This is a genomic window from Herbaspirillum sp. NPDC101396 (assembly GCF_044767365.1).
GTDB lineage: Bacteria > Pseudomonadota > Gammaproteobacteria > Burkholderiales > Burkholderiaceae_D > Herbaspirillum.
This window is the reverse complement of sequence record NZ_JBIWNT010000001.1, coordinates 335894-350459: the sequence shown is the minus strand read 5'-3', so window position 1 is coordinate 350459 and position 14566 is coordinate 335894. Positions and strand designations below refer to the sequence as shown.

The 14566-nt window shown below is 60.2% G+C and carries 15 protein-coding genes and 2 tRNA genes; 11 read left to right on the top strand and 6 right to left on the bottom strand.

Going from position 1 to position 14566, the window contains the following annotated elements:
* Positions 1–8 precede the first annotated feature (8 nt).
* From ACIROY_RS01590 to ACIROY_RS01555, 8 genes are read left to right on the top strand one after another with little or no spacing between them, the layout of a single operon-like run.
* Positions 9–392 (top strand): PRTRC system protein C, encoded by a 384-nt coding sequence (locus ACIROY_RS01590; RefSeq protein ID WP_402339120.1) that lies wholly within the window; start codon positions 9–11, stop codon positions 390–392.
* Entirely contained in the window at positions 389–1423 is a 1035-nt protein-coding gene (locus ACIROY_RS01585; RefSeq protein WP_402339118.1) for a PRTRC system protein F, read from the top strand. The genes ACIROY_RS01590 and ACIROY_RS01585 overlap by 4 nt, the downstream gene beginning before the upstream one ends.
* Positions 1420–2178: a PRTRC system protein B gene (locus ACIROY_RS01580; RefSeq protein WP_402339116.1), complete on the top strand. Its 759-nt coding sequence runs from the start codon at positions 1420–1422 to the stop codon at positions 2176–2178. The genes ACIROY_RS01585 and ACIROY_RS01580 overlap by 4 nt, the downstream gene beginning before the upstream one ends.
* Positions 2175–2954, top strand: coding sequence for a PRTRC system protein A (locus ACIROY_RS01575; protein ID WP_402339115.1), 780 nt, complete (start codon positions 2175–2177; stop codon positions 2952–2954). Before ACIROY_RS01580 ends, ACIROY_RS01575 begins: the two co-directional genes overlap by 4 nt.
* Complete coding sequence (locus ACIROY_RS01570; RefSeq protein ID WP_402339113.1) at positions 2923–3705, top strand: PRTRC system ThiF family protein; 783 nt, start codon at positions 2923–2925, stop codon at positions 3703–3705. The genes ACIROY_RS01575 and ACIROY_RS01570 overlap by 32 nt, the downstream gene beginning before the upstream one ends.
* A complete protein-coding gene (locus ACIROY_RS01565) occupies positions 3702–4457 on the top strand; it encodes a hypothetical protein (RefSeq protein ID WP_402339111.1) in 756 nt (251 codons plus the stop codon). Before ACIROY_RS01570 ends, ACIROY_RS01565 begins: the two co-directional genes overlap by 4 nt.
* Positions 4454–4828, top strand: coding sequence for a hypothetical protein (locus ACIROY_RS01560; RefSeq protein WP_402339110.1), 375 nt, complete (start codon positions 4454–4456; stop codon positions 4826–4828). Before ACIROY_RS01565 ends, ACIROY_RS01560 begins: the two co-directional genes overlap by 4 nt.
* Positions 4815–5108, top strand: coding sequence for a hypothetical protein (locus tag ACIROY_RS01555; protein ID WP_402339108.1), 294 nt, complete (start codon positions 4815–4817; stop codon positions 5106–5108). The genes ACIROY_RS01560 and ACIROY_RS01555 overlap by 14 nt, the downstream gene beginning before the upstream one ends.
* A gap of 1 nt (position 5109) precedes the next feature.
* On the opposite strand, the gene ACIROY_RS01550 is transcribed toward ACIROY_RS01555, so the two are convergent.
* From ACIROY_RS01550 to ACIROY_RS01535, 4 genes are all read right to left on the bottom strand, one after another.
* Positions 5110–6114, bottom strand: a complete 1005-nt coding sequence (locus ACIROY_RS01550; RefSeq protein WP_402339106.1) for a tyrosine-type recombinase/integrase — start codon at positions 6112–6114, stop codon at positions 5110–5112.
* A 176-nt stretch (positions 6115–6290) separates the two neighbouring features.
* Positions 6291–6377 (bottom strand) — tRNA-Leu (locus ACIROY_RS01545).
* A gap of 159 nt (positions 6378–6536) precedes the next feature.
* A complete protein-coding gene (locus ACIROY_RS01540; protein ID WP_402271824.1) occupies positions 6537–9677 on the bottom strand; it encodes an efflux RND transporter permease subunit in 3141 nt (1046 codons plus the stop codon).
* On the bottom strand, positions 9674–10819 hold the full coding sequence (locus ACIROY_RS01535; RefSeq protein ID WP_402340120.1) for an efflux RND transporter periplasmic adaptor subunit: 1146 nt from the start codon (positions 10817–10819) through the stop codon (positions 9674–9676). The genes ACIROY_RS01540 and ACIROY_RS01535 overlap by 4 nt, the downstream gene beginning before the upstream one ends.
* Before the next feature lie 264 nt (positions 10820–11083).
* On the opposite strand from ACIROY_RS01535, the gene hpnC reads away from it, so the two are divergent.
* On the top strand, positions 11084–11893 hold the full coding sequence (gene hpnC, locus ACIROY_RS01530) for a squalene synthase HpnC (RefSeq protein ID WP_402339104.1): 810 nt from the start codon (positions 11084–11086) through the stop codon (positions 11891–11893).
* 119 nt (positions 11894–12012) lie between these two features.
* On the opposite strand, the gene ACIROY_RS01525 is transcribed toward hpnC, so the two are convergent.
* Both ACIROY_RS01525 and ACIROY_RS01520 read right to left on the bottom strand, forming a co-directional pair.
* A complete protein-coding gene (locus ACIROY_RS01525; protein WP_402271829.1) occupies positions 12013–12348 on the bottom strand; it encodes a hypothetical protein in 336 nt (111 codons plus the stop codon).
* Between the two features lie 197 nt (positions 12349–12545).
* Positions 12546–12761 carry a hypothetical protein gene (locus ACIROY_RS01520; RefSeq protein WP_402339103.1) on the bottom strand — a complete coding sequence of 72 codons (216 nt, stop codon included), beginning with the start codon at positions 12759–12761 and terminating at the stop codon, positions 12546–12548.
* Positions 12762–12914: 153 nt separating this feature from the next.
* Between ACIROY_RS01520 and ACIROY_RS01515 the strand changes: the two genes are divergently transcribed.
* Together ACIROY_RS01515 and dbpA are read left to right on the top strand one after the other, a co-directional pair.
* Positions 12915–12991, top strand: a tRNA-Met gene (locus tag ACIROY_RS01515).
* Between the two features lie 155 nt (positions 12992–13146).
* Complete coding sequence (gene dbpA, locus ACIROY_RS01510; RefSeq protein WP_402339101.1) at positions 13147–14535, top strand: ATP-dependent RNA helicase DbpA; 1389 nt, start codon at positions 13147–13149, stop codon at positions 14533–14535.
* The last annotated feature ends 31 nt before the right edge of the window (positions 14536–14566 follow it).

The following is a 14566-nucleotide window of genomic DNA, read 5'->3' as shown; positions in this document are numbered from 1 at the left end:
GTGCCAAAATGCAAACACAAGAACTTATCCGCGAATTCAAGCACGGCAGCGTAAGACTGGCTGACCCCAATACCGCGTTCTCAATCGAGCAGGTCCGTGAGTTCTATGCGACCGCCTATCCCGAATTGTTGAATGCCGACATCGAAGGCCCGGAGTTGCGCGACAACCGCCAGATTTACACTTTCCGCCGCGCGGTCGGAACCAAAGGCGCAACCATCTCGGAAGCCATCGCGCAACTCAAAAAGCACGGCACGCTCGCAACCCTAGGGGAGCCGAAGCGGCAGGTCACCATCAACTCATCCTTCTCGCTAAAACTGCATGAAGTGATGAAGGCGCTGCCCAGCGCAGAGCCCCTGGTCGCGACCAGCACCAGCATTTCCGTCCTGCCATGAAACCGGATCTCCACTCCTTCTCGCCGTGGATTTTGCCGCGCCTGAGCGCCGCGATTCCGCACGCCGTACGGCCGGCCGCCGCGAAGGGATCCCAGATTGCCGGCGACCTTTCCATCGCCCTGCTTGAACTTGGCCTCGCCACCCAAGCCGATCTCGATATCAGCGCTGACGAATCAATCTTGGCGCGCCGGGTAATGACTCGCTGGTGGAGCCAACGCACCGAAGGGATGCCCCTGTTTGACTGGGAACTGAGCATTCGCTCTGGAAAGAACGTCGGCGAATATGGCGGTACCGGGAGCTATTTCTGCGTGGCGCCCATCCAGGACACACTCCCGTACTTTCACATCGGCCGCGCGATCTCGCAGTTGGAAGCGGAGTGTCCCGGGCTGGGCCAAACAACGATGGCGGTTTTAGAGGACGCGTTGCGCTACCTCCCCTACAACTTGGCCCCGGCCAGCGTGCTAGGGCTTGCGCAATGGTTCTACTGGCAAGGCGAATTCGATGAGGTCAAATACGCTGAACTTGAAGTAGATCTGGGATACCACGACGAGCAAACAGTCGACGACTTCCTTGCAAACAACGAAGTGTTCAAGCGCGCGGATTTTTTCCGGAATATTCCAGCATGGCTCCCCTTCCCGGAGCGGGTGTGCAGCCGGAAGCGCGCGATACGCGACGCAACCAGCCCCTTGGCTCGCAACGTCATCAATGCGTGCGACGCCATCAGCGCATACGGGAATCGCCCTGAGTTCGTCAAACATGCATCACGCGACGCATTTGGAACAGATGTCGGCGTTGATCTGGTTGCCGCCACGTTCGTATTGGCATGGGATGGCAACGACTGCACAGGGCGAGTGATCGACGATGCATTCAATATGTTCATTCAAGGCGAATACGTTGAGATGATTACCGTCTCTCACATCGAGGTCAGCACGCCAAGCCTTCAAAAACGTCTGCGCGCGATGGAAGAAGGTCTCGGCCTCGCCCGACTCGTTGCAGACTTGGTGCTCTTGATCGGGGAGCGCCAAGAATGAGTCAGGTAAACGTGCGCACACGCACCCCAATATTTGAGATTCATGACGACGTCACGCCTCAAGAGCTAAACCTAGAGGCCGCCTTTCTCTTCTATCGATCGCAGGACGGCCGCTCGGTGTACGCATCTCAGCATCCGATTGTCTTTTCCCCGGAAAATCCGCATGCACCAGTACTGGGACCAGGCCGTGCACCAAGCAAAAAGGCAATCGCTGCGCTCGGCGCTTCCGTAGCCGCAGCGACCGCGTTTTCAGGATTTGTCCCAGCCGGAATGCTGTATACCGGGCCGAACGCAATGGCCTGGTGGTGCCCGCCGCTGTTACGTCATATGTGGTTCAAGACAAGCGACGCAATCATCGGCGAGGCGCATGCCTCAATCAGCCAGCCAGGCCTCGTCTTCATTGCCGCACACGGCGACGTCCACGTCTTTGCGGTGACCGGCGCCGAGAGACCGGTGCCAGACACGAAGCTATTCAAAGCGCCGTACTTCAATGTATGGGAAGGCGGAAAGGTATGCGCCGGCAACGTCAATTTCCCAAAAACCACAGACGCATCCGCTATCGACGCTTACGAGCGCGCGTTCTTCGGCAGCCGATTCACCCACCCCAACGATAAAAAGCTCGTCAAGTGGAAGGGCGGTTCCGTCCATATGTGGAAGCACCTTCTAGACAATCCGAACGCCGAATGGGACTGGGCTAAGCGCCTTGTCCCATGCGGCGCCACGCTCGCAGAAACCATCAAGGGAATCACCAAATGACCAAAAACAACAATCCGGCACACGCAACCGACATGCACTACGGCGCGCTGCACAACCACCTTGTTCAGGCAGACAAGGCGGCAACGTCTCTCATCGACGCGCTGCTGCCGTTGGCTGATCTGTACCCCATCGCAAGCTCGCACGAAGACGATTCCAAGCTGCTCGATATCGCATCGTTTAAAACCGTTCCAACCGCCATTGTCCCGCCGTGGGGCATGTTCACTCCGCTGACAGAAAACAAGCATCGGTTCCTGCTGGCCAAGGACGGACTGCACATCGAAGTTCGGCGCCCATGGCTGCACTTCATTCATCGCCTCTATGAAGAGAAATCTATCGCCATGCCCTTCGGCGAAATAACGCCGCGTATCGACTTGGCTTTTGGTCGCCTGGGCGTCGCGCTGGATCTGATGCGCGCGTTCGTCCGCGACGCCATGGATCAACTTCCCAACGAACACATCCGGCATCTGGCATGGGACGAACAAGCGCAGGCGCTCGTGCCGGTGGATCTGCAAATCGAAACCGCTACTCCGGGCGCAGTTCAGTATCGCGCCCCTGACCTGCCGGACCACCAGACGCTCGCAATTGACATCCACAGCCACGGCGCACTGCCGGCATTCTTCAGCGACCAGGACAACAAGGACGACGCCGGCAGCGTCAAATTCTCCGGAGTCATCGGCAATCTGGACACGTCGACACCAACGCTTGAGTTCCGCCTTTGCGTTCTCGGCCTCTATCTGCCGGTGCATGTACCGGCTGACAAGCTGTTCGGGGGTTGACGTGCCGCACTTTCTCCCCTCCCATCTCCTACAGCGCCGCGTCAACGTTGACCTCGTCGGCTGCGGCGGCAACGGCTCCCAGATGCTGACCGGCCTGGCCCGGCTGAGTCACGCCATCCAGGCGCTTGGACACCCCGGACTTCATGTGCACGCTTACGATCCAGATACGGTTAGCGAGGCGAATCTCGCACGCCAACTATTCACCGCCGCCGACGTCGGCCAGCACAAGGCGCTGGTCCTGACGCACAGAATCAACGCGTTTTTCGGTCTGGATTGGCGCGCTACGCCAGCGCTTTACCGGCGCGGCAACCAGTCGGACATAGTGATCATGTGCGTCGACAGCATCGGCGCACGACACGAAATTCACCAGCACTTTCATTCCATGGGCCGCGAGCCGCACTACATCATGGACCTCGGCAACCGGGCGTCCGACGGCCAAATGATCATCGGCCAGCCCCGCACGTCGGTAACGGCCGGCCACGCTGCACCAGCCGGGCATGTCCGACTGCCCTATCCGTATGACGTTCTGCCGGAACTTATCAACGTGGCGCTACCCGAAGACGACACGCCAAGCTGCGGCCTGGCCGAAGCGCTCGAGCGCCAAGAGCTCTTCATCAATCAAGCCGTCGTCACGCCGGCGCTGCAGCTGCTCTGGGAATTGTTCCGCCACGGCCGCCTCACGTGGCACGGAGCGTTCATCAACTTGCGCACCGGCCGCATGCAACCAATTCAAGTGAAGGAGCCAGCATGAGCATCCCCTACAGCCCGACATCGGAAATCACCGCGCTGTTGCGGCGACTATTGAATCCCGACGATCTAGGCCTTGCCGCGAGCGCCCGCCTACGCGATATCGTCCGGTTCGCACTGGGACAGGAAATGGTCGAGCAAAGCTGGCCGCGCGATGCCCACTGGATCGAAACAAACCTCCTGGCCAGCGTCTTGCACTATCCCGCGTGCTGGGACACGGCGGCCTATCCCTCGCTGGCCAGCGCGATCAAAGCGATCGGCGCTTTCAAATGCTCAGACGCGCAGCACGCCGATGCAGCAACAAACCAAGAGGCGAAGCCAGTAGCCGGATACAAGGACGTTGCCAGCATTTCCGTCGATGAAGTGCGGATTGCCTTCGAGCATGAAGCAAGGAAGCAAGGGCACGCTGACTTCGCACGCGCGCAAACATCCCAGCGCTACAAAAGCGACGAACTGCAAGACATCTGGCAAATCACCAAACGGACCGTATCGAACCTTGCCGGGCATGATCTCGCCGCCGCACCGCAGGAGCAAACGCCAGCAGATAAGGATGCGATCGACGCCGACCGGTGGCGTACCGCACTTCGATTCGTCGGCGCTCACAAGCTGGGTGGATGGGATGCAAACTTTCACTTCTTAACGCTTCCAGTTGCAGCGGGTACGCCATTGCTTCGAGGCAGTGTAGCCGGTCATTTCACGAAGGCAATTGATGACGCTCGCGCTCTGCAATCCCCACCACAGCAGGTATCAAAGTGAGCGCCGCCGACCGCGAGTTGCTAGATCTGGCGGCGATTGCCGCAGGAATCAAGACACCAGGAAAGCCGCCGAACTGGATGCACCCCGGGGTTGAGATACCGACAGACTTTGGGCACCGCTGGTGGAATCCGCTCAGGGACGACGGCGATGCGCTGCGCCTCGCGGTAGCAATTCAGCCGCTATCTGGTTGTGCCGTTCTGTGCTTGTCGATTGGCAAGGAACGCACCGGCTGCGAATTTCGTTTCGTTGATGGCCCGGACGCTGCCGCGAATACCCGCCGCGCCATCGTCGTCGCTGCTGCGGAAATTGGGCGAGGCCTCTCTGACAAGCCCGCATCTACGGGGAAGGGGCGCGAAGATGAGCGAGGTTGAAATGATCGAGAAGCTCGCCAACGCGCTGCGCGACAAACTGTTCCCGGCAATACCGTTGTCGGTGCAGCTGTGGGACGGCAAGGCGATCGCCGGCTATCTGCACCGCACACCCAACGTCGTCATGGAACGCGTGGTCACGTTGAATGGCTTTCCTAAGCCGATCCGCCTACCGGCGGGAGACGCCTCCCGCGGCCGGCCACTCTGGAAAGCCACAGAAGTTATCGCCTGGGCAGAATCGCACCAGGAAAAGAAAATCGGCCGGCCACGGGCCGACGACTGATCTATCCCAAGCGCCCCGCGATATCGCTCGCGGTGGCGTTGTAATACGTCATGAGTTCCTGCAGATTCTTGTGCCCTGTCATCCTGGCCAGGTCCAATATCTGCAGCTTCTTCGCCAGGCGAGTGATTGCCTCGTGCCGTGAGTCGTGAAACGTCACCCCCTGCACCATCGCCCTATCCCTCGCTTTTCGGAACAACGCATCTCGACTGTCCGCTTTCAAGGCAAACAACGGCATGCCAGCATCCACGGGAGGCAAAACCTTGAGCAGCTCCACGGCCCTCGTCGACAGCGGTACGTTTCGGGCGCTGCCGTTTTTTGTCAGCGGCAGATGCGCCACGCGGGACGTTAGGTCGACGGTCAACGACGTCAGCCCCAGGATTTCCCCAGAGCGCATGGCCGTCTCGATCGCGAACAGAAAGGCCACCGCAACTCGCTGCGAGGGAAGCGCCACGGGTAGCCCCTCCTGGAATCCTAACGCGACGGTCAGGGCATCGATCTCCGCCTGCGATATAAGCCGATCGCGTGGCGGACCTTCCGCCGGCCGGCGCACGTCCTGCATCGGATCTGCGATCAGCCAACCCCATTCTTTGCGGCAGATCTCCAAGACATGGGACAGCAGGCTCATTTCTCGGGAAACTGACGAGCCTTTGACCTCCCGTAGGCGTGCATCACGCCAACGAGCGATGTGGCTCGGCTGGAGGTCTGCGAGACGGATCGCTGAAAACACCTGGCCGTCGATCTCTTTTCGGCCTATCACGTCCAACCGAAGGATTTCCCACCTCGCGCCTTTCTTGGTTGGGCTGACGTCCTTTGCATAGCGTCGCAAAGCGTCGTTGACGGTATGAGTCTTGCTGCCGGCGCCGGACGAAATGGAACGCATCTCGGCCTCGCGCTTGACAGCCCATTCGTTCGCCAGAGTCTTGCTCGACAGCACGCGGCTGTCACGCTGACCCTTGACGTTGATCTGAACGCGCCAGCCTGTCGCTACCTTTAACACTGATGCCATCGGCAATATCCCGTGGGAAGTTCGTGGGAGAAATATGGGAAGTGACGGCAATTATAATGCGTTTTAAAGCGGGAAAATGAGGAATTGACAACAACGTCGAAAACGCCTGAAAGCCTTTTCCAGACTGGAAAAGAGGTCTAAACAGGGTTAAAAGGGAAATGTCTGGAAATGAGTCGTGGTGCGAGGGAGGGGACTCGAACCCCTACACCATTGCTGGCGTCAGGACCTAAACCTGGTGCGTCTACCAATTTCGCCACCCTCGCTGAAAGGTTGCAATCATTGACCGGCTTGCGCTGGATTTTTCAGCGCGTACGCCGGAGAACCAGGTCCTGTCAATGAGGTAGCAGTTTTAATGCAGCCCGCTATTCTACTGCAAGCTTGGCGGGCTGTCTGCGTTTTTATCCGTCTCCCCGGCAATTTTCCTAGGGCTTTTTGACCCTGAACAGCGCCGCATACGCCGCCGGCAGGAACAGCAGCGTCAATGCCGTCGCCACCACCAGGCCGCCCATGATCGCCACCGCCATCGGGCCCCAGAAGACCGAGCGCGACAGCGGGATCATCGCCAGCACCGCCGCCGCTGCGGTCAGGATGATGGGACGAAAGCGCCGCACCGCCGATTCGACGATGGCGTCCCATGGGGCGGCGCCGGCGGCGATGTCGTGCTCGATCTGGTCGATCAGGATCACCGAGTTGCGGATGATCATGCCGAACAAGGCGATCACGCCGAGTTGCGCCACGAAGCCGAACGGACGATGCAGCACCAGCAAGGCTACCGCTGCGCCCGCCACACCCAGCGGGCCGGTCAGGAACACCAGCATGGCGCGCGAGAAGCTATGCAGCTGCAGCATCAGCAAGGTGAAGATGATGAAGATCACCAGCGGCACGTTGGCGGCGATCGAATCCTGCGCCTTGCTGCTGTCGGCTGCGGCGCCGGCCAGTTCGATCGCGTAACCTGCCGGCAGCTGGGCGCGGATGGCGTCGAGTTGCGGACTGATCTGGCTCGACACGGTCGGCCCCTGGATGCCGTCGGCGACGTCGGATTGCACCGTGATGGCCCATTCGCGGTCTTCACGCCAGACCACGCCCGGCTCCCATGCCAGACTCACGCGCGCGACCTGCGCCAGCGGCACGCTCTTGCCGCTCGCTGTCGGGATGTTGGCCTGATTGAGCGCGTCGATGGTGGCGCGTTCTTCCAGCGGCTGGCGCACCAGGATGTCGATGAGCTTGTCGTTCTCGCGATACTGGCCGACGGCGGTACCGGTCAGCAAGGTGTTGACGGTGCGCATGACGGTTTGCGAACCTATGCCGAGCACGCGCAATTTGTCCTGATCGAGATCGATGCGCAAGGACTTGACCGATTCGTTCCAGTTGTCGTTGAGGCCGATCACGTTGGGATTGCGGTTCATCACCGCCTTGACCTGGTCGGCAATGGTGCGCACCTTGTCTACTTCAGTGCCGGTCACGCGGAACTGCACAGCGTACGGCACGGGAGGTCCGCTCGGCAGCAGCTTGACGCGGCCGCGCACCCCGGGGAAATCGTTCTTGAAGGCGTCGACGATTTTCAGGCGCAGGGACTCGCGCGTCTTCAGGTCTTTCGGCAACACCACGATCTGCGACACGTTGGTCTGCGGGAAAATCTGGTCCAGCGGCAGATAGAAGCGCGGGCTGCCGGTGCCGACGTAGCTGGTCACGCTTTCCACACCGTCCTGCTTACGGATGAAGGCTTCGAACTTCTTCGCCTGCGCCTCGGTTGCCTTGAAGGCGGAGCCTTCCGGCAGCCATAGTTCGATCATCAGTTCGGGCCGGCTGGAATCCGGGAAAAATTGCTGTTCGATGAAGCGGAATCCGAGCAGGCCCAGCATGAACGCCGCCAAGGTCAGCAGGATGGTGGTCTTGCGCCATTCCACGCACCAGGTCACCAGCTTGCGGAAGCGCGAATAGAACGGCGTGTCGAATAATTCATGATGGCCGTCGGCATTGGCCGCCGGCTTGACCTTGAGCAGCAGCACACCGATGTAGGGCGTGAACACCACCGCCACCAGCCACGAAATCAGCAAGGCGAGCGCATTGACGGAAAACATCGAAAACGTGTACTCGCCCGCCGCCGATTTGGCCAGGCCGATCGGCAGGAAACCCGCCGCCGTGATCAGCGTGCCGGTCAGCATCGGGATCGCGGTCGAAGTGTAGGCGAAGGTGGCCGCATCGAAGCGCGAGAGGCCCTCTTCCATCTTGCGCACCATCATTTCCACCGCAATGATGGCGTCGTCCACCAGCAGCCCGAGCGCGATGATCAGCGCGCCGAGCGAGATCTTGTGCAGATCGATGTCGAAGATGCGCATGAACAGGAAGGTCACCGCCAGCACCAGCGGAATCGTCAGCGCCACCACCAGCCCCGGCCGTACGTCGATGCGCAGCGGCTTGGTGTGCAGGCCGAGCGCAATGAAGCTCACCGCAAGCACGATCAGCACCGCTTCGACCAGCGTATGGATGAATTCACCAACCGAATCGGCGACGATCTTCGGCTGGTCGGATACGCGCTCCAGCTCGATGCCGACCGGCAGCTTGGTGCGCAATTCGGCGGACATCTTGTCGAGGTTGCGGCCGAGCGCAATGATGTCGCCTCCCTTCTCCATCGACACGCCGAGACCGATCGCCTCTTTGCCGTTGAAGCGCATCTTGGTCACCGGCGGATCGACATATTCACGCTTGACCACGGCGAAATCGCCGAGCCGGAACGTGGTGCCGTTGGCGCGCAGTTGCATCTCCTCGAGCTCTTTGGGCGAGCGGAAGGCGCCGCTCACGCGCACCTGCAGATTGTCGCCCGGCGTCACCAGTACGCCGGTGGACTCCAGTGCATTCTGCGCAGCCAATTGGTTGACGATGGTGTCGAAAGGAACGCCCAGTTGCGAAAATTTCTTCTGCGAAAATTCGATGTAAATTTTTTCGTCCTGCACACCGAATAATTCCACTTTCGCCACCGACGACACGCGCAGCAATTGCTGGCGTACGAAGTCGGCGTAGTCCTTGACCTCGGCATAGGTGAAGCCGTCGGCGGAAAGCGCGAAGATCGAGCCGTAGGTGTCGCCGAATTCATCATTGAAGAACGGCCCCTGCACCGTTGACGGCAAGGTCAGCTTGATGTCGCTGATTTTCTTGCGCACCTGGTACCAGGTCGGCGGCACCTCCTTGGGCGGCGTCGATTCGCGCAATTGCAGCAGAATCAGCGTTTCGCCCGGCTTGGAATAGCTGCGGATGACGTCGATGTAGGGCGTCTCCTGCAGCTTTTTTTCCAGCTTGTCGGTGACCTGGTTGGCCATCTGCAAGGCGCTCGCCCCGGGCCACTTTGCGGTGACCACCATGGCGCGGAACGTGAACGGCGGATCTTCGTCCTGCCCAAGCTTGCCGTAACCGATGACGCCGCCGATGATCAGCACCACGATCAGATAGCGGATCAGCGGGACATGTTCCAGCGCCCAGCGCGACAGGTTGAAGCCGCGCGGTTGGGCAGCCGCGTCGATGCCAGCCTTGCCAGCAGGCGGCGCATCCTTTTCGGCGTCGCTCATGGATTTCTTCCTTGCTGTGTCTTGGCATCAGGCGTATCACCGGTAAGCGGCTCAGCGCCGAGGATCCTCACCTTCTGCCCCGGCTTGAGCAGGTTGACGCCCGCCGTCACCACAGTCTGTCCAGGCGCCAGGCCACTGGCGATGAGCACGTCATTGCCGCTCTGCCCGCCGAGTTGTATCGGGACCACCTTCACAGCGCCGTTTTCCACCAGCCATACCGAAGTCTTGCCGTTGACCGGATACAAGGCCGTCAACGGCAGGCGGATCATGTCGCCGGACGTCTTGCCGGCGAACGCGACGTAAGCCGTCATGCCCAAGCGCACCTCTTTCGCGGAATCGGGCAAGGCCACCTTGAAAGTATAGGTCCGTGTGGCGGCGTCGGCGATCGGCGAGACTTCGCGGATCTTGCCGACGATCGTGTCCTTGGGATTGGCCCACAGGCGCACGCGCACATCGGCGCTGCGACGCAAGACATCGACCTTGTCTTCCGGTACACCGATGACCACGTCCTTGTCGCCGGCCTGCGCCACGCTGACCACGGGCGTGCCGGCGGCAACCACCTGGCCGGCCTCGGCATCGACCGCCGTGACCACGCCGTCAACGTCCGCCGTCAATACGGCATAGCCGGTCTGATTCGATTGATTGCGCAGCGACGCCACGGCCTGGTCGTAGCCCGACAATGCCGACTGATAGGCAGTCTGCTTGGAATCGAGGGTTGCCTGACTCACGAAGTTCTTGTCGCGCAGTTCCTGATAACGCTTGAGTTCAGCGGAGGCCAGATCGCGATTGCTCAGCGCCGACTTCATCGCCGCATCGGCCTGGCGTTGCGCCAGTTGCAGATCTTGCGGATCGAGCTGCATCAGCACCTGGCCGCGTCGCACGATGCTGCCTACATCGACCTTGCGCGCCACGATCTTGCCGCCCACCCGGAATCCGAGCCGAGACTCCACCCGCGCCCGTACTTCGCCCGGGAACTCGGCCACGACATCGGCATTACCGGCGGCGATGACGATGGCCCTGACGGGGCGGATTTCCTCGACCTTTTCCACCTTTTTTGAACACGCGGCCAGCGCGGAGACAGCCAGACAGAGCGCGACGGCTTGCTGCAATCGACGACGGCCCGATGCCGGTCGGGTCAACACTCGCACAGGAGTGGGCACGGAAGTCGGAGCAATCACGTTTTTCCTTTACTATTCGGGCAGAAATTACACAGGCCGACGCGCACCGGACGGCGCGACGCCTAGAGCGACGCCGCTGCGGCAGGAGTAGACGGCTTTTTACGGACTTGAGACAAGCGGATGGTGATGCGAGCAACTTACTGACTTTGCGGTTAGTAATTATAATCGCGGGCCTGCCGTTTGGATATATATCGGGTTTTCATCGTTTTTATTGGATATTTCACTGGCATGGCCGTTGACCACTACGAAAACTTCCCTGTCGCTTCGGTACTGCTTCCCGCGCGTCTGCGCCCTGCCGTCAAGGCAATCTACGCCTTCGCCCGCAGCGCCGACGACATCGCCGACGAAGGCGACGCCACGCCGCCGCAACGGCTGGCCGCGCTGGCCGCATACGACCAGACGCTTGACGATATAGACGCGAGCCGCCCCATCACCGATCCGATGTTTGCGGCGCTGGCCGAGGTCATCCGCGCGTACCGCTTACCGCTGGCGCCGTTTCGCGATCTGCTGTCGGCCTTCAGACAGGACGTGGTGACGACGCGTTATCAGAATTTCGATGCATTGCTGGATTACTGCCGCCGCTCGGCAAATCCGGTCGGCACGCTGATGCTGCATCTGTATGACGCCGCCACGCCGGAAAACCTGCGCGACTCCGACGCCATCTGCTCGGCGCTGCAACTGATCAATTTCTGGCAGGACGTCGCCATTGACTGGCAAAAGCAGCGCATTTACCTGCCGCTGGAAGACCTGGGATGTTTTGGCGTGAGTGAGCAAGACATCGCTTCAGCCAATGCCGGCCCGTTTTGGCAGGCGTTGCTGCAGTTCGAGATCAACCGCGCGCGCGCCATGATGCTGTCAGGCGCACCGCTGGCGCGCCGCTTGCCGGGACGGATCGGCTGGGAGTTGCGTATGGTGGTGCAAGGCGGCCTGCGTATCCTCGAACGCCTGGAGCAAGCCGAGGGCGACATCTTCACGCGCCGGCCGAAACTGGGCAAACGCGATTGGCTGCTGGTGCTGTGGCGCGCGTTGACGATGTGATACGGCGCGCTGTCGTGTGGACGAAAAAAAGCCTCTTCATCGAAGAGGCTTTTTTATTGCCGACAACGCAGGTCATGCGTCGCGGCATTCGTCAAGCAGCAGAAAACGCTAAAGCACGATTACGGAGTCTTGTCGGTCTTCGGCTGCGGTTGAGCCAGCTGGGCATTACGCTCGGCGGTGGCTTCCTTCTTCTCCGCCTTCAGGTCAGCCTTGGCGGCCTTCTTGTCAGCCTTGGCTTGCTGCTTGATGGACTTCTTCTGTGTCTTGTATTCCGCCTTGGCGTCGGCGTCGGATTGACGCTTTTGCACATACGGATCATTGGAGACACCGTTGGCTGCCGATGCAGGAACGGTCACGCCGGGAGATGTTGCTTCAGTGGTGCTGGCTTGTTGCGCCATGGCGCCGCCTGTGACGGCAAGCATTGCCGCTGCAATGATGAACTGACGTGTTTTCATGAGTGAATCTCCTTTACTTGGTTAAATGAATCCGTCGCATCACAACGACTGACAGCGAATCTCCGACATATTCACGATGTCTGTCAGACACCGCCGGACACCGCTTCCAGTCTGGCTTTGCGAGGGGCACTTGTAGTAGAAGGTAAAAACTCAGGATGGTTCTCAAGCATTTGAAACTTATTGTTAAAGCGCTTGCTTCAACGCTTCTTCCGGCTCTGTTTATAGATCGTGCGCGCATCCTGTAGCGCTCGCTCCTCGGTGCACAAATTTTCGTTATCGTCGTGCGCGACGAAGAACTCGGCGGCCTGCGCCTGCACCACCAGTTTGATCGCATCAGGATCGGCGACGTCATACAGCTCAGTGATCAGCGTCGTCACTTCGTCCAGGTATTCCTCATAAGTCATCTTGCTCATTGCTCGCCCTCGCCTTCGTCCATCTGATCGTTCATCAAGCGCGCAGTGTATGCGCGGCGCGCGCCTGCGTCCACGTTCAGCGCTTATTTATCCCTCTGCGGAAATGATTTCTTGCTATTCAAAACGATGCTCTGTAGAATTCGGTCCCTCAGACGCGGGGTGGAGCAGTCTGGCAGCTCGTCGGGCTCATAACCCGAAGGTCGTAGGTTCAAATCCTGCCCCCGCAACCAGTTTCCAAAAAATGAATCAGCAGGCATATCAAAGCCCTTGGCGTTTAGACGTCAAAGGCTTTTTGTTTTGCGCGCTCGCTTTTACACCCGCGTTGTCGCACAGTCGCCGACCACGCCCTGTTAGACTGAACCTCTCCCATTCGATTGCTCCGATCATGACCTCATCTTCCTTTTCCAGCCTGCCGTTGACGCCGGCGATGCTCGCCAATCTCGAGCAGCTCGGCTATCACGAGATGACCACGATCCAGGCCGCCAGCCTGCCGGCGGCGCTCGAGGGACGCGACCTGATTGCGCAGGCCAAGACCGGCAGCGGCAAGACGGCGGCGTTCGGCATCGGCATTTTGCACAAGCTCAATCCCAGCTATTTCGCGATCCAGGGCCTGGTGGTTTGTCCCACGCGCGAACTGGCCGACCAAGTCTCGAACGAGTTGCGCCGCCTGGCGCGCTTCACGGAAAACATCAAGATCCTGACACTGTGCGGCGGCACTGCAATGCGCCCGCAAATCGCTTCACTTGAACACGGCACCCATATCGTGGTCGGCACCCCCGGCCGCATCCGCGATCACATTGGCCGCGGCACCATCAATCTGTCGACCGTGCAGACGCTGGTGCTGGACGAAGCCGATCGCATGGTCGACATGGGCTTTTACGAAGACATCGAGGGCATCGTCAGCGCCTGCCCGGCGCGACGCCAGACGCTGCTGTTCTCGGCCACGTATCCCGATGACATCCGCAAGGCCAGCGCACGCTTCCTGCGCGACCCGGAAGAGATCAAGGTCGAGGCCCGCCATGACGGCGACAAGATCGAGCAGCGCTTCTTTGAAGTCTCGGCGGAACAGCGCAACTTCGCCGTAGCGCGCCTGCTGCAGCATTATCAGCCGGTGTCGACGCTGGCCTTCTGCAACACCAAGATCCATTGCCGCGAACTGGCCGATGAATTGCGCGCTCAAGGCTTCAGCGCACTCGCCCTGTACGGCGATCTGGAACAGCGCGAACGCGATGAAATCCTGGTGCAGTTCGCCAACCAGAGCTGCTCGGTGCTGGTGGCGACCGACGTGGCGGCACGCGGCCTCGACATCGCCAATCTGAGCGCGGTCGTCAACGTCGACGTCACGCGCGACACCGAAGTGCATATCCACCGCATCGGCCGCACCGGCCGCGGTCAGGAGCGCGGGCTGGCGCTGAACCTGTGCACCCCGAACGAAAAACGCTGGGTCAAGCTGATCGAGGAATATCAGCACGCATCGGTGCAGTGGTTCGATCTCGACGCGCTCGACACCAACGAAGACAAGGTCTTGCGCGCGCCGATGCGCACGCTCTGCATCCAGGGCGGCAAGAAGGACAAGCTGCGTCCGGGCGACCTGCTGGGCGCGCTCACCGGCGACGTCGGCCTGAGCAAGGAACAGGTCGGCAAGATCAACGTGTTTGAATTCTCGACCTATGTCGCGCTCGACCATCGCATCGCCGAGAAGGCCTGCGCGAAGCTTGAGGCAGGCAACATCAAGGGCCGCAACTTCAAGATGCGTCTGCTGCGCAGCGCCTGATGCGACTCATTTGTGACGCATTTGCGATTCA